At 71.9% G+C, this 19,719-nt stretch carries 21 protein-coding genes; 10 read left to right on the top strand and 11 right to left on the bottom strand.

Annotation, left to right across the window (positions count from 1 at the left end; genetic code table 11):
* Positions 1 to 10 precede the first annotated feature (10 nt).
* Positions 11 to 1,642, top strand: a complete 1,632-nt coding sequence (locus tag ACIBUY_RS09940; protein WP_399152310.1) for a von Willebrand factor type A domain-containing protein — start codon at positions 11 to 13, stop codon at positions 1,640 to 1,642.
* A gap of 73 nt (positions 1,643 to 1,715) precedes the next feature.
* Here the strand turns inward: ACIBUY_RS09940 and ACIBUY_RS09935 are convergent, their stop codons facing one another.
* Both ACIBUY_RS09935 and ACIBUY_RS09930 read right to left on the bottom strand, forming a co-directional pair.
* A complete protein-coding gene (locus ACIBUY_RS09935) occupies positions 1,716 to 2,486 on the bottom strand; it encodes a class I SAM-dependent methyltransferase (RefSeq protein ID WP_399152309.1) in 771 nt (256 codons plus the stop codon).
* Between the two features lie 49 nt (positions 2,487 to 2,535).
* Positions 2,536 to 3,429 carry a sigma-70 family RNA polymerase sigma factor gene (locus ACIBUY_RS09930; RefSeq protein ID WP_365563985.1) on the bottom strand — a complete coding sequence of 298 codons (894 nt, stop codon included), beginning with the start codon at positions 3,427 to 3,429 and terminating at the stop codon, positions 2,536 to 2,538.
* A 115-nt stretch (positions 3,430 to 3,544) separates the two neighbouring features.
* Here ACIBUY_RS09930 and ACIBUY_RS09925 point away from each other — a divergent pair, with 115 nt between their 5' ends.
* Positions 3,545 to 4,006: a carboxymuconolactone decarboxylase family protein gene (locus ACIBUY_RS09925; protein ID WP_365563988.1), complete on the top strand. Its 462-nt coding sequence runs from the start codon at positions 3,545 to 3,547 to the stop codon at positions 4,004 to 4,006.
* Positions 4,007 to 4,018: 12 nt separating this feature from the next.
* Here ACIBUY_RS09925 and ACIBUY_RS09920 read toward each other — a convergent pair whose 3' ends face one another.
* Positions 4,019 to 4,531: a hypothetical protein gene (locus ACIBUY_RS09920; protein ID WP_365563990.1), complete on the bottom strand. Its 513-nt coding sequence runs from the start codon at positions 4,529 to 4,531 to the stop codon at positions 4,019 to 4,021.
* On the opposite strand from ACIBUY_RS09920, the gene ACIBUY_RS09915 reads away from it, so the two are divergent.
* Positions 4,530 to 4,739: a hypothetical protein gene (locus ACIBUY_RS09915; RefSeq protein WP_399152308.1), complete on the top strand. Its 210-nt coding sequence runs from the start codon at positions 4,530 to 4,532 to the stop codon at positions 4,737 to 4,739. The genes ACIBUY_RS09920 and ACIBUY_RS09915 overlap by 2 nt on opposite strands.
* 97 nt (positions 4,740 to 4,836) lie before the next feature.
* Here the strand turns inward: ACIBUY_RS09915 and ACIBUY_RS09910 are convergent, their stop codons facing one another.
* Together ACIBUY_RS09910 and ACIBUY_RS09905 are read right to left on the bottom strand one after the other, a co-directional pair.
* On the bottom strand, positions 4,837 to 6,048 hold the full coding sequence (locus tag ACIBUY_RS09910; protein WP_399152307.1) for an acyl-CoA dehydrogenase family protein: 1,212 nt from the start codon (positions 6,046 to 6,048) through the stop codon (positions 4,837 to 4,839).
* 20 nt (positions 6,049 to 6,068) lie between these two features.
* Positions 6,069 to 6,536 (bottom strand): SCP2 sterol-binding domain-containing protein, encoded by a 468-nt coding sequence (locus ACIBUY_RS09905; RefSeq protein WP_365578734.1) that lies wholly within the window; start codon positions 6,534 to 6,536, stop codon positions 6,069 to 6,071.
* A 108-nt stretch (positions 6,537 to 6,644) separates the two neighbouring features.
* Here ACIBUY_RS09905 and ACIBUY_RS09900 point away from each other — a divergent pair, with 108 nt between their 5' ends.
* The 5 genes from ACIBUY_RS09900 to ACIBUY_RS09880 all read left to right on the top strand — a co-directional run bounded on the left by ACIBUY_RS09900 (position 6,645) and on the right by ACIBUY_RS09880 (position 11,968).
* On the top strand, positions 6,645 to 7,316 hold the full coding sequence (locus ACIBUY_RS09900) for a TetR/AcrR family transcriptional regulator (protein WP_365578736.1): 672 nt from the start codon (positions 6,645 to 6,647) through the stop codon (positions 7,314 to 7,316).
* A 111-nt stretch (positions 7,317 to 7,427) separates the two neighbouring features.
* Positions 7,428 to 9,359 carry an AMP-dependent synthetase/ligase gene (locus ACIBUY_RS09895; RefSeq protein WP_399152306.1) on the top strand — a complete coding sequence of 644 codons (1,932 nt, stop codon included), beginning with the start codon at positions 7,428 to 7,430 and terminating at the stop codon, positions 9,357 to 9,359.
* 59 nt (positions 9,360 to 9,418) lie between these two features.
* Positions 9,419 to 10,156 carry a response regulator gene (locus ACIBUY_RS09890; protein ID WP_399152305.1) on the top strand — a complete coding sequence of 246 codons (738 nt, stop codon included), beginning with the start codon at positions 9,419 to 9,421 and terminating at the stop codon, positions 10,154 to 10,156.
* Positions 10,157 to 10,280: 124 nt separating this feature from the next.
* Positions 10,281 to 11,036 (top strand): sigma-70 family RNA polymerase sigma factor, encoded by a 756-nt coding sequence (locus ACIBUY_RS09885; protein WP_365578742.1) that lies wholly within the window; start codon positions 10,281 to 10,283, stop codon positions 11,034 to 11,036.
* Entirely contained in the window at positions 11,033 to 11,968 is a 936-nt protein-coding gene (locus tag ACIBUY_RS09880) for an SPFH domain-containing protein (RefSeq protein WP_399152304.1), read from the top strand. Before ACIBUY_RS09885 ends, ACIBUY_RS09880 begins: the two co-directional genes overlap by 4 nt.
* Before the next feature lie 29 nt (positions 11,969 to 11,997).
* Here the strand turns inward: ACIBUY_RS09880 and ACIBUY_RS09875 are convergent, their stop codons facing one another.
* The 5 genes from ACIBUY_RS09875 to ACIBUY_RS09855 form a co-directional block, all read right to left on the bottom strand.
* Positions 11,998 to 13,314 carry a peptidoglycan-binding protein gene (locus ACIBUY_RS09875; protein ID WP_399152303.1) on the bottom strand — a complete coding sequence of 439 codons (1,317 nt, stop codon included), beginning with the start codon at positions 13,312 to 13,314 and terminating at the stop codon, positions 11,998 to 12,000.
* 96 nt (positions 13,315 to 13,410) lie between these two features.
* Positions 13,411 to 14,202: an ABC transporter permease gene (locus ACIBUY_RS09870; RefSeq protein WP_399152302.1), complete on the bottom strand. Its 792-nt coding sequence runs from the start codon at positions 14,200 to 14,202 to the stop codon at positions 13,411 to 13,413.
* Positions 14,199 to 15,260 carry an ATP-binding cassette domain-containing protein gene (locus ACIBUY_RS09865; protein WP_399152301.1) on the bottom strand — a complete coding sequence of 354 codons (1,062 nt, stop codon included), beginning with the start codon at positions 15,258 to 15,260 and terminating at the stop codon, positions 14,199 to 14,201. The genes ACIBUY_RS09870 and ACIBUY_RS09865 overlap by 4 nt, the downstream gene beginning before the upstream one ends.
* A gap of 114 nt (positions 15,261 to 15,374) precedes the next feature.
* Positions 15,375 to 16,223, bottom strand: coding sequence for a DUF4097 family beta strand repeat-containing protein (locus tag ACIBUY_RS09860; RefSeq protein WP_365578752.1), 849 nt, complete (start codon positions 16,221 to 16,223; stop codon positions 15,375 to 15,377).
* A gap of 106 nt (positions 16,224 to 16,329) precedes the next feature.
* The gene (locus tag ACIBUY_RS09855) at positions 16,330 to 16,851 is read right to left on the bottom strand and encodes a hypothetical protein (RefSeq protein ID WP_365578754.1); all 522 of its coding nucleotides are present in this window, start codon (positions 16,849 to 16,851) and stop codon (positions 16,330 to 16,332) included.
* 350 nt (positions 16,852 to 17,201) lie between these two features.
* On the opposite strand from ACIBUY_RS09855, the gene ACIBUY_RS09850 reads away from it, so the two are divergent.
* Complete coding sequence (locus ACIBUY_RS09850; RefSeq protein WP_365578756.1) at positions 17,202 to 17,687, top strand: DMT family transporter; 486 nt, start codon at positions 17,202 to 17,204, stop codon at positions 17,685 to 17,687.
* Between the two features lie 3 nt (positions 17,688 to 17,690).
* Positions 17,691 to 18,194: a DMT family transporter gene (locus ACIBUY_RS09845; protein ID WP_399152300.1), complete on the top strand. Its 504-nt coding sequence runs from the start codon at positions 17,691 to 17,693 to the stop codon at positions 18,192 to 18,194.
* Here the strand turns inward: ACIBUY_RS09845 and ACIBUY_RS09840 are convergent.
* Positions 18,182 to 19,696: a carotenoid oxygenase family protein gene (locus ACIBUY_RS09840; protein WP_399152299.1), complete on the bottom strand. Its 1,515-nt coding sequence runs from the start codon at positions 19,694 to 19,696 to the stop codon at positions 18,182 to 18,184. The genes ACIBUY_RS09845 and ACIBUY_RS09840 overlap by 13 nt on opposite strands.
* Between the last annotated feature and the right edge of the window lie 23 nt (positions 19,697 to 19,719).

Raw genomic sequence — 19,719 nt, 5'->3', positions numbered from 1 at the left:
AGGGCGGGGCATGAAGGCACGGATGAGGGAGCGGGGCGGGGCGCTGCTGGCTGCGGCGCTCGTCGGCGGGCTGCTGCTCACGGGATGCAGCGGGGACGGCGTCGGGACGGCGAACAAGGCGGACGCCCCGGCGGGCGGTTCGGGCGGCAACCACGGAAAGGGCTCGGGCGGCTCGAACGGTTCGAACGGCTCGGGCGGTTCGGGTGGCTACACCGGGGGAGGACCGGAGGCGTCGGCCGTGGCCCCGGACGAGGACGGCGCGGAGGAACGCGGCGGCCGCGACTACCGCTCCACGTTCGCCCTCGACGTCGACACCGCGTCGTACGGCTACGCCTGCCGCACGCTCGCCGGGGGTGCGCTGCCGGACCCGTCGACGGTCCGCCCCGAGGAGTTCGTCAACAGTTTCCGGCAGGGCTACGAGCGCCCCGAGGGCAACGGCTTCTCGGTGTCCGTGGACGGCGCCCGCACCGGCGACGAGGGCGACGAGAGCGGTGACGGTGACGACGGCTGGCGCCTGATGCGGGTGGGTCTGGCGACGGCCCAGGCCCCGGCGGACGGCGAACGGGCGCCCGCGGCACTGACGTTCGTCGTCGACATCTCCGGTTCGATGGGCGAGCCGGGCCGCCTCGACCTGGTCAAGAAGTCCCTGTCGACGCTCACCGACCAGCTCCGCGCGGACGACTCGATCGCACTGGTCACGTTCTCCGACGAGGCGAAGCGGGTGCTGCCGATGACGCGGCTCGGCGCGCCGGGCGGCGAGACGCGGGACGACGTCCAGGACGCCATCGACACCCTGGAGCCGACCGACTCCACGAACCTCGACGCGGGCATCCGCACCGGCTACGCCACCGCGGTCAAGGGCGTACGCCACGGCGCGACCAACCGCGTCGTCCTGCTCTCCGACGCCCTCGCCAACACCGGCGACACCTCGGCCGACGGCATCCTGGAGCGCATCGGGGACGCCCGCCGCGAGTACGGCATCACGCTCTTCGGCGTAGGAGTGGGCAGCGACTACGGCGACGCGCTGATGGAACAGCTCGCCGACAAGGGCGACGGCCACACCACGTACGTCTCCACCGAACAGGACGCGCGCAAGGTGTTCGTCCAACAGCTGCCCAGGAACGTGGAGTTGAAGGCGCGCGACGCCAAGGCGCAGGTCGCCTTCGACCAGGACACGGTCGCGGACTTCCGCCTCCTCGGCTACGACGACCGGCGCGTCGCCGACGACGACTTCCGCAACGACCACGTGGACGGCGGCGAGGTGGGCCCCGGCCACACGGTGACGGCCCTCTACGCGGTCAAGCTCCGCTCCGGGGCCGAGGGGCACGTGGCCACGGCGACGGTCCGCTGGCTCGACCCGCACGACCGTACGCCGCACGAGGAGTCCGGCGACATCACGGCCTCGTCCTTCACCACGGACCTGTGGTCGCAGGACACCCCGACCCGCCTGAGGGTCGACGCGGTGGCGGCCTACCTGGCCCACCGCCTCGGCACGGGCGCCGACGTGGCCTACCCGGGCGAGCCGAGCCTGGAGGAACTGTCGTCCCGGGCAAGGGAGTTGGCCCGCTCGGTGGAGGACGACGACGTACGGGCCCTGGCGGACGCGGTGCGGCAGGCCGAGCAGTTGAAGTTCGCGGACTGACGGACTGACGGACTGACGGACTGACGGACTGACGGACTGACGGACTGACGGACTGACGGACTGGCGGGGAGGTTCAGGCGCGGGCCCGGGTGAACACGGCGACGTCGTAGCGCTCCAGGACGGGCAACGGCCGGTCGGGCGCTTCGCGTTCGGCCGCGGCCTCCAGCCGGCCCAGGCCCTCGTGGAACTGTTCCGGCGTGAGGTACGTGAACTTCGACGGGGGCCGGTCGACCAGGCGGGTGTGGTACTCGCCGAGGCTTGCCGTCACGGGCTGGGCGAAGGACGTGACGCCGTCCACGGTGAAGCCCGCCGTCGTGAAGGCGGTGACGACCTCGTCCTCGCCCGGGAAGCGGGACGCGTCGATCGTCCGCAGGGCAGGCCAGTAGTCGTAGACGACCGCGTCGAGGCGCTCGCGGAACGTCGTACGGACGATCACCTTGCCGCCCGGACGCACGATGCGGGTCAGTTCGCGTGCCGCCCGCGGCCGGTCGGGTAGGTGGTGGATCACGCGGGAGAGCAGCGCCGCGTCGAACGAGGCCGCGGGGGCGGGCACTTCCTCGGCCGTGCCCGACGCGTACCGCACGCCGGGGTGCGGGTGGTGGCGTCGGGCCTCGGCCAGCATGGCTTCGGAGGCGTCCACGGCAAGGACGCGGGCACCTTCCACCCAGCGGGCCAGCGCCGCGGAGAACATGCCCGTCCCCGCGCCGATCTCGATGAGGGACGGCGAGGGGACTCGTACGTGGGAAGCGATCAACTCGATCCAGGCGCGCAGGGACTGCTCCGGCATCTCATTGCCGCGCTCGTAGGAACCGGCCAGCCGCTCGTCGTCGTAGACACGGGTCATACCGGCCGATCCTGACGCAGGGCCCGGGCCACGACAAGACGGCAGGATCTCAGGCGGGCCGTCCCTCCGGCAGTTCCACCGCCGCCAGCCTGGCCGGGTCCGCCACGACCCTGATCTCCGTGATCCGGTCGCCGGTGACGGTGAACGCGACGAGGGAGAGCGGGGTGCCGTCGGCGCGCCAGGCGATGATGCCGGGCAGGCCGTTGACGAGAACGGCGACGCCCTGCACCGCGGCCGACGCGGAAAGCCGGGCGCCGGCGGCCACCTTGGTCGCGCCCAGGGTGACGACCACGCCGTCGGGTGTCTCCACCGTGCGTTTGACATCGGGGTCGAGGACCCTCAGCAACCCCTCGAAGTCCCCCTCGCGCGCCGCCGCCAGGAACGCGTCGACCACCCGCCGCTGCTCCGGCCCGGCCGCGGTCCGCCGCTCGGTGGCCTGCACCTTCCTGCGGGCGCGGCTGGCCAGCATCTTGGTGGCGGCCGTGGACTTGCCGAGGATCCGGCCGATCTCGTCGAACGGCACCGCGAACAGATCGTGCAGCACGAACGCGAGCCGCTCGCTCGGCCCCAGCGAGTCGAGCACGACGAGCAGCGCGAGCCCGACGGCGTCGGCGGCCAGCGCCTCTTCCTCCGGAGCGGGAGCCATGCCTTCATCGAGGGTCACCACGAGGTCGGGCACGGAGTCGTCGTAGGGCGCCTCGGGCCGGGACCGGCGGGAACGCAGGACGTCGAGGCTGATCCGGCCGACGACGGTGGTCAGCCAGCCGGGCAGGTTCTCGATGGCCGCCGCGTCCTGGCGCGAGAGCCGCAACCAGGCCTCCTGGACCACGTCCTCGGCGTCGGCGTGCGACCCGGTGACGCGGTGGGCGACCGCGCGCAGTCGGTCACGCTGCTCCTCGAAGGTCGCGGCCACCGGGTCGGTGGAGGTGGGGCTGTCGCACATGTTGTTACCTTCCTCGGATCCGCTCCGTCATGGGTGATGACGGGCCCGAAGGGGCCCAGGTAACAGCCCCGTGACCCATGCCCGTGAACCGGGCCCCATGAAGGAGCAGACCCCGATGGAAACACGTACCGCCCGTATCCAGCAGAGCGCCCCGAACCCCGACGTCACCACCGCCGTCCAGCACCTCTTCAAGGCGATCCATGCGGGCGGCGTCGACCCGCGCCTGCTGTCGCTGATCCACCTCCGCGCGAGCCAGATCAACAGCTGCAGCCCCTGCGTCCACTCCACGCTCCAGGCCGCGAAGAAGGCGGGCGAGACCGAGGAGCGCCTGTTCAACGTGGTCGCCTGGCGCGAGACGCCCTTCTACACCGACGCGGAGCGCGCGGCACTCGCCCTGACGGAGGCGGCGACCCGGCTCCAGGACGGTGCGCCGGGAGTGACGGACGAGATCTGGAACGAGGCCGCCGAGCACTTCAGCGAGGAGCAACTGTCCTCGATCATCCTGGAGATCGCCCTGACCAACTTCTTCAACCGCATCAACCGCACGACGGGGGAGCAGGCCGGAAAGACCTGGTAGCCGCCGTCCGGGTCAGCCGCCCCGTCGTACGTCCCCGCACGCCACCTCGGGGTTACCGCCATAGGGGTCGAACGTCGTCCTCGTACCGGAGACGTCACCCGACAGGCACAACTGGCCGCCCATGAAGCGCAGGTCGACGGTGAAGCGGACCGCGTTCCCCGCGCGCTTCGGTCCTTCGAGCACGTCGTCGTAGTAGCCGAGGCGGCGCAGTACCGCGCCGACCTGCTGTGGCGTCGGGTCGGCGGTCGCGTGCAGGGCCTTGCTGATCCGGCGCCCGTGCTCACGCGCCTCGCACTTCTCGACCGGGCTCAACTCGACCTCCTTCTCGGCGAGGTCCGGGTCGCGGGGCTCGTCGGCGGACGGCGGGTCCTGGGCGACGGGGAGCGAGGGGAGGGGCCCGTCACTGGCGTCGCGCGGCTCTCCCGTGACGGGTTCGTCCGGCTCGTCCGGCTCTTCCGCCCCTGCTGCGGGCTTCTCGTCCTCCGCCGAGTATTTCTCGCACGGCTCGGCGACCTTGTTGAGCATGGTGACGTACGCGAAGAACTCCGGGCTCCCCGTCTCGTCGTCCTCGGAGGGAGACGCTGAGGGAGACGCTGAGGGAGATGCTGAGGGGGCCGCGGAGAGGGCCGCGGCCGCCCTCGCGCTCGTGCCGGCATCCGTCTTCTCGGACCCGCAGGCAGTGAGGGCGGTCGCCCCCAAGGTCGTCAACACCACCGCGCACAAGGCTCGTTGAGCCGGGATTCTTCTCATGGCCGCAGTGTCGACCGGGCGGGTGGCCCGGGCATGAGTACCGGTACTCATGCCCGGGCCACCCGTCTACTCAGGCCCGCTCAGCGGATCTGCCGGCCCGAGATCGCCCGCGCGATGACGAGCCGCTGGATCTCACTCGTCCCCTCGAAGATCGTGTAGATCTTCGCGTCCCGGTACATCCGCTCCACGGGATGCTCCCGGCTGTACCCGGCCCCGCCGAGCACCTGGATCGCCTTCTCGCTCGCGGCGACGGCCAGTTCACCCGCCCGGAGCTTGGACATCGAGCCCTGGCCCGCGTCGAAGACCTTGTCGTTGCGGGCCATCCACGACGCCTGCCAGATCAGCAGCCGGCACGCCTCGATCTCCGTACGCAGGTCCGCGAGGGCGAACGCGATCGCCTGGTTCTCGATGATGGGGCGGCCGAACGCCTCCCTCTCGCCCGCGTACTCCAGGGCGTACTCGTACGCCGCGCGCGCGATGCCGAGTGCCTGCGCGCCGACCGTCGGGCGGCTCACCTCGAACGTCGACATCGCGGCCTGGCCCTTGGCGCGGCCGCCCTCACGGGCCCGCGCGAGCCGTGCGTCCAGCTTCTCCTTGCCGCCGAGCAGGCAGTGCCCCGGAACCCGTACGTCGTCCAGGAACACATCGGCCGTATGCGACGCCCGCAGCCCCAACTTCCTTATCTTCCGGGCCCCTTCGAGCCCCGGCGTGCCCGGCGGCACGATGAACGCGGCTTGCCCGCGCGAGCCGAGCTCGGGGTCCACGGAGGCGACGACGACGTGTACGTTCGCGATGCCGCCGTTGGTGATCCAGGCCTTCTGGCCGGCCAGCACCCACTCGTCCTTCGCCTCGTCGTAGCGGGCGCGGGTGCGCATCGCCGCCACGTCGGAGCCCGCCTGCGGCTCGGAGACGCAGAACGCGGCGACCTTCGGGTCCGCCTCGTCGCCGAAGCACTGCGGCACCCACTCCGCCAGCTGGTCGGGGGTGCCGGAGGAGAAGATCCCGGCGACCGCGAGCGACGTGCCGAACAGGGCCATGCCGATGCCCGCGTCGCCCCAGAAGAGCTCCTCGTTGGCGATCTGGAGCGAGATGCCGCTGGGGTCGCCGAACATCTCGGCCAGCGACTCGAACCCGTACAGGCCGATCTTCGCGGCCTCCCGGATCACCGGCCAGGGCGTCTCCTCGCGCTCGTCCCACTCGGCGGCCGCGGGCCGCACCACGTCGGCCGCGAAACCGTGCACCCAGTCGCGCAACTCCCGCTGATCTTCGTCCAGTTCGAGAGAGAAAGCCATGACGGAACCGAATCCCTCCCCTACGCCTTGGGAATGTCGAAGTAGCGGGTCAGGCCGGAGGCGAGCGCGAGGTCGCCCGCGAGCTTCACCTTGCGCATCATGAACATCGTGACGGGCGAGGAGTTGCCCGACACCAGCTTGAGGAAGTCGGCGTCGCCCATGACGAGCGTGACGCGCGGGTCGGCGTTCGAGCGGCCCTCGGTGACCGTGCACGTGCCGCCGGAGATGTGCGTCTCGTAGACCGCCTCCTCGTTGTCGCCCTGCGGCGTGATCTTCCAGCGGATCAGCGCCTCCAGCGAACCGGCGACGTCCGGCTTGAACTGCCGCTCCATGCGCCCGAAGACCTCCTTCAGGACGCGGGCGCGCAGCGTGGTGTCCTGCGCGATCTCGTTGATCTCCTGCGCGGACAGCCCCTTCACGATCCGCGCGAACTCCTCGGGCTGGACGCTCGCGAAGTCGAGGGCCGCGATCTCGTCGGCACCGCTCATGGACTCACTCCCTTACGGATGACTTTACGGATGGCCTGACGAATGACCTTACCGTTGAGTAAACTTACTAATTGGTAAGGTTACGGCGAGGTAGGTAGGCTGACAAGAGTGACGGGGACATCGGGAGTGGGCGCGGACGGCCGCCGCAAGCGCGTGCCCCGGCACGTGCGCGAGCAGCAGATCATCGACGTGGCCGTGCAGGTCTTCGCCAAGCGTGGCTACCACGCGGCGTCCGTGGACGAGATCGCCGAACTCGCCGGAATCTCCAAGCCGATGGTGTATCTGTACCTCGACTCCAAGGAAGGGCTGTTCCTGGCGTGCCTGCGCCGGGAGGCCGACCGGCTCGTCAGCGCCTTCCAGGAGGCCGCGCGCGGCGCCGGGGCCGCGCCCGAACTCCGGTTGTACGCGGGCCTGTCGGCGTTCTTCGCGTTCGTCGCCGCGCACCGCGACAGCTGGGTCGTGCTGCACCGGCAGGCCTCCGAACTGAGCGAGGCGATCGCCGCGGCCGTGGGCGAGGCCAGGCGTGCGGTCATGGCCGAGGTCGCGGGCCTGGTCAGGGACGGCATCACCGACAGCGGCCGGGGTGCTCGGCTCGGCGACGAGGACGCCGACTTCGTCGCCCATGCGCTGGTCGGCGCCGCGGACTCGCTCACCGACTGGATGGAGCGCAACCCCGCCGAGTCGCCCGAGGGCATCACCCTGCGGCTGATGAACATGGTGTGGGTGGGCATGCGGGACGTCCTCGACGGCAAGGCGTGGCTGCCGCCGCACCCGGCATGAGACTGTGCGCGACCCATTGAATTTTCCTTACGCGTCGGTAAGTTGACTCATGAGTAAGTCTGAGTGAGTCCTCGTGTGTTCGAGCCAGCCGCCGCGCGACCGGGAGCCGTCATGGGCGTACGCAAGGATCTGAAACGGGCCAGGAAGCGAAGCGATCTCGCCGACCGCGCCAGGGTCGAGCTCGTCAGGGACGAGCGGGGAGTGGTCCGCGAGGCCCGTACCGCAGCGCTCGCCGCGCCCCCGGCCGACGGGTCCACGCCCGCCGACATCCCGTTCGTCAACGCCGAGCAGGAGCCGGGCACCGTCGTGCTGCGCAGGAAGGAGGCGGGCCAGTGGAAGCCGGTCACCGCCGCCGCCTTCGCGCGTGAAGTGACCGCCGCCGCCAAGGGGTTGATCGCGGCCGGGCTCGCACCCGGCGGCCGCGTCGCGCTCATGTCGCGCACGCGCTACGAGTGGGAGGTCCTCGACTTCGCGATCTGGGCGGCCGGCGGTCAGACCGTGCCGATCTACGCCACGTCGTCGCCCGACCAGATCGAGTGGATCGTGCGGGACTCGGGCGCCGGGATGCTGATCGTCGAGACGCCGGAGAACGCGGTCGCCGCCGAGGCCGGACTCGCCGCCCTGACCGAGGCGGACCGGCCGCGGATCTGGCAGCTCGACGAAGGCGCCCTGCTCGAACTCGCCACGCAGGGACGGGAGATCAGCGACGAGGAGGTCGCCAAGCGGCGCGCCGCGCTGACCCCCGACACCATCGCCACCGTCTGCTACACCTCCGGGACCACCGGGCGCCCCAAGGGCTGTGTGATCACCCACGGGAACCTGTACGCGGAGGCCGCCAACACCGTCGAGCTGCTGCACCCCATCTTCAAGGCGATCACCGGGCAGGCCGCCTCCACCCTGCTCTTCCTGCCGCTCGCGCACATCCTCGGCCGCACGATCCAGGTGGCGTGCCTCCTCGCGCGGATCGAACTGGGGCACTGGCCGAGCATCAAGCCGGACGAGCTGCGGCCCGAACTCCGGGCATTCCGGCCGACGTTCGTGGTCGGCGTGCCCTATCTCTTCGAGAAGATCCACGACACCGGCCGGGCCACCGCCGAGAAGATCGGGCGCGGCGCCTCCTTCGACCGGGCCGACCGGATCGCGGTCACGTACGGCGAGCGGAGCCTCGCGAAGTTCCTGGAGGGCGGCAAGGGCCCGGGGTTCGGCCTCGCGCTCGCCGCCGGGCTCTACGACGTGCTCGTCTACCGCCGCGTCCGCAAGGAACTCGGCGGCCGCCTGCGCTACGCCATCAGCGGCGGCTCGCCCCTCGACAAGGGCCTCAACCTCTTCTTCTACACCGCGGGGATCGTGATCTACGAGGGGTACGGCCTGACCGAGACGACGGCCGCCGCCACCATCACCCCGCCGCTGCGGCCCCGGCCCGGCACCGTCGGACTGCCCGTGCCCGGCACCACCGTGCGCATCGCCGACGACGGGGAGGTGCTCATCAAGGGGCCGATCGTCTTCGGCTCGTACTGGCACAACCAGGAGGCGACCGACGAAGTCCTCGACGCGGACGGCTGGTTCGCGACCGGGGACCTCGGCGCGCTCGACGACGACGGCTATCTGACCATCACCGGGCGCAAGAAGGACATCCTCGTCACCAGCGGCGGCAAGAACGTCTCCCCGGCCGTCCTCGAGGACCGGCTGCGCAGCCGGTCGCCCGTCGGCCAGTGCATCGTGGTCGGCGACAACCGCTCCTACGTCGCCGCCGTCATCACCCTCGAACCCGAGTCCGTCGCCCACTGGCTGAGCGTGCGCAAACTGCCCGCCGACACCCCGATGTCGGAGGTGATCCGCGATCCGCGGATGACCGCCGCCGTGCAGAAGGCCGTCGACTTCGCCAACGAGGCCGTCTCGCGCGCCGAGTCCATCCGCAAATTCACGCTGGTCGAGGGCGAGTTCACCGAGGACAACGGGCTGCTCACCCCGTCCCTGAAGATCAAGCGCAAGGCCGTCATGGCGGCCTATGAGCGGGAGATCGAGGAGCTCTACGGCGCCTGACCCCGCACGGGTCCGGGTCCGTCCGTTCTGATGGGTTTTGATCCGTAAGATCAACTTCCATGACTACATGCTCACATGGGGCGGCGATCGCGGGCACGGCTGCGGCGGTGACCGTGCTCGTCGTCGACGAGGAGCCGGTCGTCCGTGCCGGACTGCGCGCCCTGCTCGACGAGGCCGGGGACATCGCCGTGGTGGGCGAGGCGGGCGACGGGGCCGAGGCGGTGAGTGCCGCGCGCACCCTCGGCCCGGACGTGGTGCTGCTCGACCTGGGCCTGTCCGGGCGTACGGGCATCGACGGGTTCGACACGACGGCGCGCCTCGCCCGCGGCGCCCCCGCGCCCCACGTCCTCGTCCTGGCCCCGCGCGCCACGGGCGGCGGAGACGGCGGGGGTGACGGGGGCGACGCGGTGCTGCGGGCGCTGGAGGCGGGCGCCGCGGGCTTCGTGCTCAAGGCATCGGGGCCGGGCGAACTGGCCGCCGCCGTAAGGGCCGTGGCCTCAGGCGCCGGGGTGCTGTCGCGGCCGGTGCTGCGCCGCCTCGCCGCCCGTTCGGCCGCCCGGCGCGCGGTCGCCACCGGGGAGCGGGTCCGCCGCGTCGACGAGCTCGGCGAGAGCGAGCTGCGGGTGCTCGCGCTGGTCGGGTCGGGGATGAGCAACCGCGAGATAGGCGAGGCGCTGCACCTGTCGGTGACCAGCGTCAAGACGTACGTCTCGCGGATCCTGCGCCGCCTCGAGCTGGGCAATCGCACGCAGGCGGCCATCCTGGCCCATGAGTTGGGCCTCGCCGTTGCGCGCTGATCGTCCAAAGTTGACCGTATTTGCCTACTTTAGTTTGTCTTTGTGTGTCGCCTTGCGGCATGTCGTCGCCCGTTCACCGGAACGCTGAGTTCCGGCAGTTCGGGGGCCGTCGAAGGGTGAGGACGTGCAAGGCGACGACGACGCCCGGCTGTGCGAGCGGGTCCGGGCAGGGGACACACGGGCGTTCCGCGTCCTGTGGGAGCGGCACGCACCGTCGGCCGCGCGACAGGCGCTGCGCCACACGCGAGGGAGCGCGGCCGACGCCGAGGACGCCGTGTCCGAGGCGATGCTCGCGCTGCTCCAGGCGCTGCGCGGCGGCCGCGGGCCGGTCGGGAACGTGCCCGGCTACCTCGCCGTGTCGGTCCGGCGGGCCGCCGTGCGCGCGGCCGTCCGCCGCCGCAGGGAGATCCCGCTGGGCGACAGCCGCGATCTGCCGGCGCCGCCGGTGGCGTACGGGGGCGGCGGCCAGGGGCATTCCTGCCCCGCCGTCGGCCGGTTCGACGCCGAGCAGGCGCGGGCCGCGTACCTCGCACTGCCGGGGCGGCGGCGGCTCGCCCTGCGCCTGTTCGCCCTGGAGGGCCGCAGCGCACGGGCCGTCGCCACGCTGCTCGGGGTGAGCCCGGCCGCCGCGTCCTCCCTCGTGCACCGCTCCAGGGAGTCGCTGCGCAGCGGGTTCCTGCGCCGCCACGCGCGGCCCGCGAACGCCGAGTGCGCGAAGGTCGTGGACCGCGTCGTCGCGTCCCTGCGCGGGCGGCCCGTCAGCCGGTACGGGGAGAAGGTCGCCGCCCATCTGTACGGGTGCGCCGACTGCCGTGCCGCCCGGCGCCATCTGCACGACGTCAACTCCACCCTGCCAAGCCGTGTCCGGGAGGCGCGATGACCCCGCAGAACCAGGGCGACGGGCCCGTCGAGCGCACCGGGCGCTCGCTGCCCGGGCGGCCCGTCGCGCTCGTCGGGCTCGTCGGGCTCGCCGCCATGGCGTACGGCTGCTGGCTGCTCGGCTGGACCCCGCGGTTCGTCGCGGACTTCCTCGAACTGCCGCGGCCCCCGCGCGCCGGCACCGCCGACCGCGCGGGCCAGGGCGCGCTCGTCGCGGGCTCCGGGGCCCTCGCCGTGCTCGCCTTCGGGGGTCTCACCAGGTGCCGCGCGGGCGGCAGTTGGGTGCTCACGCTCTGCGGCCGCTACCGCGGCACCGTCCGCCGCACCGGCCTGCGCTGGATCAGCCCGCTGATGCTGCGCCGCCGCGTCGACGTACGGCTGCGGCACTGGCGCAGCGAACCCCTGGCCGCCGTGGACGCGCAGGGCACGGCGCTGCGCGTCGAGGTCATGGTGGTGTGGCGGGTGCGGGACACGGCGCGGGCCCTGTTCGCGGTCGAGGACCACCTCCGCTATCTGCGCGAACAGATCGAGGCGGCCCTGGCGCGCGTGCTGTCGCAGCTGCCCGCCGACTCCTTCCACGAGTTCCGTGAGGGCCGGGAGGCGAGTCCCACGCTCCGCGACACCGAGTCGGTCGGCGCCGAACTGACCCGGCTGCTCGGCGCCGAGTGCGCCCGCGCGGGCCTCGAGGTGTTCTCGGCGCAGCCGGTCAGGATCGAGTACGCGCCCGAGGTCGCCGACGTCATGCGGCGCCGCCGGATCGCCGCCCTGGAGGCCCGGCACCGGGCCGGTGTCCTCGCCGGGGTCGTCGACTCGGTCCAGGACACCGTCGAACGGCTCACGGGGAGGGGCCTGGTCGAGCTCGATGACCATGAACGCAACGCCCTGGTACGGGAGTTGACGGTCGCCTTCGCGACCGCCGACCCCTCTGCCTAGACCCCCTGCCGCTACTTGGCGAACAGGAGCTACTTGGCGAACAGGCGCTGCCAGGTCGCCGGCCCCGGATACCCGTCCGCATTCCCGCCGCGCCAGCCCTGCGCCCGCTGGAACGCCTCCACGGCCCGCCGGTCCGCCTCCGACCAGCGCGGCCCCGGCCCCTGCGCGTAGGGGCGGCCGTACCCCTTCTTCACCAACTGCCGCCCCAGCGTGGTGACATGGGCGTTCGACTGGCCGGGGCGGAAGAAGCCCCGGCCGGGAAACGCCGGAGTCCTGCTGCCGGACCCGCTGCCCGATCCATCGCCCGAACTCCCGCCCGAACTCCCGCCGATGTCACGCCCCTTGCCCTCCACCAGGTACCGCCAGGTCGCGGGCCCCGGTATGCCGTCCGCGTCCCTGCCGGACCAGCCCTGCGCCCGCTGGAAGGCCTGCGTCGCCCGCCGGTCGGCCTGCGACCAGCGCGGCCCCGGACCCGACGTGTAGAACTTCGCACCGCCCCGCTGTACGAGCATCTTGCCGAGCCGGGTGACGTGGGCGTTGTTCGCACCGGGCCCGAAGGCGTGCGTACCGGGGAACCGGGCCGACGAACCGCCACCGCCCCCGCCGCCCGAACTCCCGTCCTCCACCACGTACTTGTAGCGGTACGGGACGTAGCTGCTCGAGTGGTTCCAGTACGCGTACGGGGTCGTCTGCTTGCGCGTGTGCGGGCGCGTCTGCTCGTACGCGAGGTACTTCGTGCGGGACGCGTCCGCCCAGCCGCCGAAGATCGTGACGTGCGAGCCCGCCGTCGGGTTCGCCGGGTTGTGGAACAACAGCATGTCGCCGGGCCTGAGTTGGGACTTGCCGATGCGCGTCCCGTACGCGGCGAGGCTGCCCGTCCACTGATTGCTGCCGAGCCCCCACGCCATCGACACGAAGCCCGAGCAGTCCTTGCGGTAACCCTGGTAGTAGCCGCTCATGCTGTACGGGACCCGGGCGTCCACCCAGGTCTGCGCGCGGGCCAGGATCTGCGCCCGGGTGAGGTGCAGCGGCGCGGATGTCGTACGGGCCGCCGCCTGCGCCGCGAACAGCGGGCCGGGCGCGCCCTGCCCCGGCTGCTCGCCCTGCCCGGCCGGTGCGCGGTCGACCGCGGGCGCGACCCGGGCGACCCGCGGTGTGGCCGCCTGCGCGGTGCCCGCCGCGGACAGGGTCACCGCCCCGAGCGCGGCGACGGCGGCCACCCGCGCGGCGGGCCGGGCCCCGCATCCCGCCCGCAGGTCGGCCGCCCGGGCCCGCGCGCAGCCCGCGCAGGCGCACAGCGCCAGGGTCGCCGGATCGTCGATCTCGTAGAAAACCGGTGTGCTCACATCGCCCTCCAAGTGTGCTTGCACCAGGAGGAGCGACGTGAGCCCCGGACATTGCGCGTTTCGCGTGGATCGCTCAGTGATTGTTGGTGCTGTTGCTCAGTGAATGCTGGTGCTGTTGAACTTCGCGGCCGACCAGCGGTAGCCGAGGATCGCGAGGCCGACGCACCAGGCGAGGGCGATCCACCAGCTGTTGCCGATCTCGGTACCGAGGAGGAGACCCCGGAGGGTTTCGATGGCCGGGGTGAAGGGCTGGTACTCGGCGATCGGCTGGAACCAGCCCGGCATCGAGTCGAGGGGCACGAAGGCGCTGGACAGCAGCGGGAGCAGGACCATCGGCAGCGCGTTGTTGCTGGCCGCCTCCGGGTTCGGGCTGATCAGGCCCATGCCGACGGCGATCCAGGTGAGGGCCAGGGCGAACAGGGCGAGCAGGCCGAAGGCGGCCAGCCACTCCAGGACGGTGGCGTCGGTGGACCGGAAGCCGATGGCCACGCCGACCGCCCCGACCAGGACCACGCTCATCAGGCACTGGACCACGCTGCCGACCACGTGCCCGATGAGGACGGAGCCGCGGTGGATCGCCATGGTGCGGAAGCGGGCGATGATGCCCTCGGTCATGTCGTTCGAGACGGACACGGCGGTGCCGACGACGGTGCCGCCGATCGTCATCATCAGGATGCCGGGGACGATGTAGGCGATGTAGTCGGAGCGGTCCGCGCCGCTGCCGAGGCCCGTGCTCATCGCGTCGCCGAAGATGTAGACGAAGAGCAGGAGCAGCATCACCGGGGTGAGCAGCAGGTTCAGGGTGAGTGACGGGTAGCGGCGGGCGTGCAGGAGGTTGCGGCGCAGCATCGTGCTCGAGTCGCGCACGGCGAGGGAGAGGGCACTCATCGGACTGACTCCTTGGACTGGGACGGGGACGGGGACGGGGACTTGGCCTGAGGCTGGGACTGCGACTGCGACTGCGACTGGTTGGGGGCCTGCTTGTCGCCGGTGAGGGCGAAGAAGACGTCGTCGAGGTCGGGGGTGTGGACGGTGAGTTCGTCGGCCTCGATGCCGGAGGCGTCCAGCCAGTCGAGCAGGGAGCGCAGTTCGCGCTGGCTGCCGTCGCTGGGGATGGACAGGGCCAGTGCCTCGTCGTCCCGGGAGACTTCGCGCAGGGTATCGGCGGCGGACTGGTAGGCGGCGGGGTCGGTGAAGCGGAGGCGGATGTGGCCGCCCGGGATGAGCCGCTTGAGTTCTTCGGCGGTGCCTTCGGCGGCGATCTTGCCGTCGTTCAACACGGCGATGCGGTCGGCGAGTTCGTCGGCTTCGTCGAGGTACTGGGTGGTGAGGAAGACGGTGACGCCGTCGGCGACGAGTTCGCGGATGATGCCCCACATGTTGTGGCGGGAGCGCGGGTCGAGGCCGGTGGTCGGCTCGTCGAGGAAGATGATCCGCGGGTTGCCGACCAGCGTCATGGCGATGTCGAGCCGCCGCTTCATGCCGCCCGAGTAGGTCGAGGCGGGCTTCTTCGCGGCGTCGGTCAGGTCGAAGCGGGCGAGGAGTTCGGCGGCGACCCGGCGGCCCTCGGCCTTGGACAGGTGGTGCAGGTCGGCCATGAGGAGCATGTTCTCCTCGCCGGTGATGAGTCCGTCGACGGCGGAGAACTGTCCCGTCACGCCGATCGCGGCACGCACCGCCTGCGGGGCGCTGGTGAGGTCGTGCCCGGCGACCTGGGCCTGGCCGCCGTCGGCGGTGATGAGCGTGGAGAGGATCTTGACGGCGGTGGTCTTGCCGGCGCCGTTCGGGCCGAGCAGGGCGAAGACGGATCCGGTGGGGATGTGCAGGTCGATGCCGTCGAGGACGACCTTGTCGCCGTAGGACTTGCGCAGGTCGGCGGCGGAGACGGCGGCGGGGGGCTGCGGCCGGTCGCCCGACCTGGATGTGGACATGACAGAAGAAGGCATGGGGTCCTCCCTTTCGGAGGCTCGATACGCATAGGGCGGAGAGGGGAGGGAGGGGAGGGGAAGGAGAGAGGAAGCGGAGGGAGAGAAGGAAGCGGAGGAGAGGCGCCGGGCGGCTCAGGGGCGGGCGCGGCGGACCTCGATGTTGCCGAACTTCGTGCGGGCCCTGACCTCGATGGTGTCCTCGGTCTTCGCCGGGTTCTCGGACGCGGTCAGCGAGTTGATGACCTGGCCGGAGCCCGAGGTGACGTCGAGCCAGGCGGCCGTGCCCTCGCGGATGCCGACCTCGATGGCACCGTAGGAGGTCTCCAACTGGGCGACCCCGCGGGCGACTTCGAAGACCCGCAGGGTGCCGTGTGCGGTGGTGGCAGCGACGGAGCCCTCGGCCCGCTCGACCGTGATGTCGCCGTTGGCGCCGCTGACCCGCAGATCGCCGGTGATGTCGCCGACCGTCGTCGAGCCGTGGGAGTTCTTCAGGACGGCGGTGCCCTCGATGGTGCCGACGCGCAGGCTGCCGGAGCTGGTGGTGATCTCGGCGGCACCCTGGATGCGGTCCACGGAGATGGACCCGTGCGAGGCCGTCAGGTGCAGCGGCCCGGTCTCGTCGAAGCGGACGTCGCCCGACGAGGTCTTCGCCCGTACCTCGCCCAGCGGCCCCGTGCCGCGCACCTGGGTCCAGGCGCCGGTCACCTCCAGCTGCGAGTCCGCGGGCAGTTCGACCGTCACGTCGACGACGCCGGTGCGGCCCATGCCGAAGAGCGTGGCCTTGGGCGTCCTGATGTGCAGCGTGCCGTGGGTGAGGGCGACCTCGGTCTGCTGGGCCGTCTTGACGTCCCGGTCCTTCTTCGGGTCACGGGGCTGTACGTCGACGGTGGTGTCGGCGCGGTCGCCGGCCACGAACTGGATGGATCCGGCGTCGACGTGGGCGATGACCGAGATCGGCTGGGGAGTGTCGAAAGAAGGCATGGCTGTCCCGTCCTCTTGGCGCTTCGGGTGTCCCCGGCGGGGACGTGGAGGTGGAGGGTGGAGGTGGAGGTGGAGGGAGAGTGGTTCGGGCCGGGCGGGGGCGTGACTAGCGCACCCAGCCGGTGAAGCTCTGTCCGACGGTGCGCGGCTTCTCGGCCTGGCGGGGGCGCCCGCCGCCGTCGACCGCGGCCGACACGGCGCGCACCAGCCACGCGTTGACCGACAGGCCCTCGCGGTTCGCGGCCTCCTCGGCGCGGGCCTTGAGGTGGGCGGGCAGGCGCAGGTTGACGCGGGCGGTGCCACCCTCGTCGCCGGTCTCGACGTGCGCCGGGGCCGCCTGCTGCGGTTCGGGCTGCGGGCCCCGCGTCTCGTACGCGTGCTCGCTGGGCGGCAGCGTCACCACGAAGTCGGGGTCGAGCCCGCGCAGCCGTACGTCGACCGAGCCGGGTGCGAGGTCACGGGTGATCTCGCCCATCGCGTCGGAGAGTGCGTTGAGCAGGGTCAGTCGGGTCGCGGACTCCAGGGGAGCGGTGAGCCGCTCGGCCAGCTCGCGGGCTTCGTCGCCCCCGGCTTCGGCGGCCACCGCGAGTTCGCGGCGGAGACTGTCGACATACGGCGTGAGGTCCATGACGTCATAGTGGCACCATAATGGCGCCATGCGCAAGCGTGAAGGGGGCCGAGTGTGTGCGAGAGGGCTGGACTTCCTGCTTGACCTGCGTAAATGTCATGGCGTGCGGCGGGATCAATGTGGCGCCACGCTGCGCCGCGGCTCGCAGTAGCGCCCTGGTGACGCCATCTGGCGCCACGTGGTGCCAGATGGCATCACGTGGTGTCACGTGGGGCCAGAAGGCACCGTCGGCTGTTCTCGACGTTCTCGACGTTCTCGCCGCTCTCGCCGCTCCCGCTGCTCCTGCCGCTCCCGTGCGCTGCCACACTCCGTTCACGTGCCCGCAGCACTCGCTCCCTACGGTGGGTGGGATGACGGCAATGGGGCGCGGCGGCCGCAAGCACGCCGGTGACTGGGTGCTCGCGCTCGCGGGCGGCGTGCTGCTCACCCTCATGACCCGGTTCAACGCCGAGCTGGCCGCGCACTCGACCGCCGCCTACGCCTCCTGGATCGCGCACGCGCTCGGCGCCACGGTGGCGCTCGGCCTCGTCGGACTAGCGGCCCGCCGCGCGGTGGACCCGCCGGGGCCCGCGCCGCGCGCCCGCGCCCCGCTCTGGTTCTACCTGGGCGGCATCGCGGGCGCGCTCGTCGTGACCCTCTCGGCGATCGCCGTCAACAGCGGCCTGGCCCTCGCCGGCACCACCGCCCTGATGCTCACCGGCCAGATCCTCTTCGGTATCGCCTCCGACGCGTGGGGCCTGCTGCGCGTCCCGCGCCGCCGCATCACGGCCGTCGACGTCGTCTGCGCGGCGTGCGTCCTCGGCGGCAGCGTCCTGGTCGTCACGGGCGGTGCGTGAGCCGTGCTCCCGTACGTCCTCCTCGCCCTGCTCAACGGCGTCCTGATCGGCACCAGCCGCGCCGTCAACGGCCAACTCGCCACCCGGGTCGGCGCGTTCAGGGCCTCCGTCTGGAACCACGTCGTCGGCTTCGCGTTCCTGACCCTGTTCCTGCTCGGCGCCCTGGTGCTCGTCGGGCGGTGGCCGGGGCCGGGCGACGCCCCGCCCACCGCCTACCTCGGCGGCGTCTTCGGCGCCCTCTTCGTCGCGGTCAACAGCCATGTCTTCCCGCGCCTCGGCGCCATGAACGCCTCCCTCCTGGTGATCGGCGGCCAGGTCCTCTCGGCGGTCGTCCTCGACGCCGTATCGGAGCGCGCCTGGCCAACTCCCGTACGCCTCGTGGGTGTTGCCCTGGTCCTGACGGGCCTGGCGCTGCCCCGCCTGATGCGCGACAGGGTTCATCAGCCCGCTGAGCCCGCTGAGCCCGCTGAGCCCGCTGAGTCTGCCCGGTCCGGTCAGGCCGAGTGATCGGGGACCCAGTTCCCGTGGAACCCCACCGGCACCCGGACCGGCAGGTGCACCCGGGCCACGGGCTCGCCGCCGAGGTCCTGCGCGGCAAGGACCACGAGATCGGTGGCACCCCGGCCGGGATCGAAGACGTACGACAGCACCCAGCCGTCGTCCTCGCCGGTCCCGCCCGCCCGCGGCACGAACACGCCCTCGCCGACGTCCCCTTCGGGATGGAACCGGTGTACCTCGCTGCCGCCCCGCTCCAGGTCGAACTTGACGATGCCGACGCCGACCTGGGCCAGCTCGGGCGCGGGGGACGTCGGTGAGAGGAGATGCCGCTTCGCCCGGTCACCGGCGTAGCCGCCGTCCGGCTCGAGGACCCCGTAGCCGTACCGGTGCGCCCCGGTCTCGCGGCGCGGATCGATCCGCGGGAACTCCACGGCCCGCTCGTCGATGCCGTCCTCGCGCACCGTCCCGGCGGCGAGATCGACGGTCCAGCGCACCAGTCGCGGCGGCGTCTCGTCCGGGCCGTGACTGTCGCGCGTCGCGAACAGCCGGTCGTAGCGCACCAGATGGACGGTGATGACGCCGCCCCCGTCCTCCTCGTACGCGTTCATGGGATGGAAGACGAAGCACGGATCGACCTCCAGCCACCGCACGTCCTCGGCCCCGCCGTCCCGCGGCAGCACCCCGAGCCGCGGTGTCCGCTCGGGGTCCCACACGTACGGCAGCGAGGACGGAGAGGTGGCGACGTCCGCGTTGAACACGACGGGCAGGTCGTAGAGGAGGACGTACGAGGCGGTCAGCGAGAAGTCGTGCATCATCGGCCGCCCGTCCACGGGCACGTCCACCGTCTTGCGGACCCGTCCGTCCGTGCCCACCACCACGTACTGCACGTACGGGTACGCCCAGCAGTACGCCACCGCGTGCAGTTCCCCGCCGACCGGGTCGAGCGTGGTGTGCGCGGCGAATCCGCCCGGCAGCGTGCCCTGGAAGTCGTACGGTCCGATGGTGGCGAGGTCGCCGTCGAGCTCGTACGGCAGCGAGCCGCCCTCCACGGTGGCGAGGTAGCGGCCCGCGTAGTTCAGGATGTGCGTGTTCGGCGCGAAGTCGATGTCGAGGTGCCGGGGTCCGTGCACGGGCTTGTCGCCCAGCAGGGCGGCGGTCGCGTCGTTGCGCACCCACCGGTTGCGGTACCACTCGGCCCGCCCGTCGCGCAGCCGCACGCCGTGCACCATGCCGGGCCCGTTGAACCAGTGGTAGGCCGCCGGGTCGTCGAGGTTCAGGGGATTGGGCCCGTTGCGCAGGTACCTCCCGTCGAGCCCCTCGGGAAGGTGTCCGCTCACGGTCAGTTCGTGGGCGGTGACCTCTTCGGTGACGGGCGCGAACAGCCCCTGGAGATAAGGGTTTTCGGGCTGCCCCTGCAGCCCGCCCTGCTTCTTCTTACTGGCCATGACGGCCTCCTCGGCGGAGATGCGGCGGCGGCACTCCTGGGCGCCGCCGCCCGCACCCCACACCATCCAGCGGAACGGGAGCCGGGTCG

The organism is Streptomyces sp. NPDC050085, assembly GCF_044460595.1.
Classification (GTDB): Bacteria; Actinomycetota; Actinomycetes; order Streptomycetales; family Streptomycetaceae; genus Streptomyces.
The sequence above is the reverse complement of the archived record's forward strand: the minus strand, read 5'-3'. Positions and strand labels throughout refer to the sequence as shown.

Coding starts and splice junctions, on each gene's coding strand:
- ACIBUY_RS09890 (WP_399152305.1), top strand. CDS start 9,419: ATGACTACATGCTCACATGGGGCGGCGATCGCGGGCACGGCTGCGGCG.
- ACIBUY_RS09940 (WP_399152310.1), top strand. CDS start 11: ATGAAGGCACGGATGAGGGAGCGGGGCGGGGCGCTGCTGGCTGCGGCG.
- ACIBUY_RS09905 (WP_365578734.1), bottom strand. CDS start 6,536: ATGAGCGGTGCCGACGAGATCGCGGCCCTCGACTTCGCGAGCGTCCAG.
- ACIBUY_RS09855 (WP_365578754.1), bottom strand. CDS start 16,851: ATGGACCTCACGCCGTATGTCGACAGTCTCCGCCGCGAACTCGCGGTG.
- ACIBUY_RS09935 (WP_399152309.1), bottom strand. CDS start 2,486: ATGACCCGTGTCTACGACGACGAGCGGCTGGCCGGTTCCTACGAGCGC.
- ACIBUY_RS09865 (WP_399152301.1), bottom strand. CDS start 15,260: ATGCCTTCTTCTGTCATGTCCACATCCAGGTCGGGCGACCGGCCGCAG.
- ACIBUY_RS09930 (WP_365563985.1), bottom strand. CDS start 3,429: ATGTGCGACAGCCCCACCTCCACCGACCCGGTGGCCGCGACCTTCGAG.
- ACIBUY_RS09840 (WP_399152299.1), bottom strand. CDS start 19,696: ATGGTGTGGGGTGCGGGCGGCGGCGCCCAGGAGTGCCGCCGCCGCATC.
- ACIBUY_RS09925 (WP_365563988.1), top strand. CDS start 3,545: ATGGAAACACGTACCGCCCGTATCCAGCAGAGCGCCCCGAACCCCGAC.
- ACIBUY_RS09860 (WP_365578752.1), bottom strand. CDS start 16,223: ATGCCTTCTTTCGACACTCCCCAGCCGATCTCGGTCATCGCCCACGTC.
- ACIBUY_RS09895 (WP_399152306.1), top strand. CDS start 7,428: ATGGGCGTACGCAAGGATCTGAAACGGGCCAGGAAGCGAAGCGATCTC.
- ACIBUY_RS09910 (WP_399152307.1), bottom strand. CDS start 6,048: ATGGCTTTCTCTCTCGAACTGGACGAAGATCAGCGGGAGTTGCGCGAC.
- ACIBUY_RS09850 (WP_365578756.1), top strand. CDS start 17,202: ATGACGGCAATGGGGCGCGGCGGCCGCAAGCACGCCGGTGACTGGGTG.
- ACIBUY_RS09920 (WP_365563990.1), bottom strand. CDS start 4,531: ATGCTCAACAAGGTCGCCGAGCCGTGCGAGAAATACTCGGCGGAGGAC.
- ACIBUY_RS09915 (WP_399152308.1), top strand. CDS start 4,530: ATGGTGACGTACGCGAAGAACTCCGGGCTCCCCGTCTCGTCGTCCTCG.
- ACIBUY_RS09880 (WP_399152304.1), top strand. CDS start 11,033: ATGACCCCGCAGAACCAGGGCGACGGGCCCGTCGAGCGCACCGGGCGC.
- ACIBUY_RS09870 (WP_399152302.1), bottom strand. CDS start 14,202: ATGAGTGCCCTCTCCCTCGCCGTGCGCGACTCGAGCACGATGCTGCGC.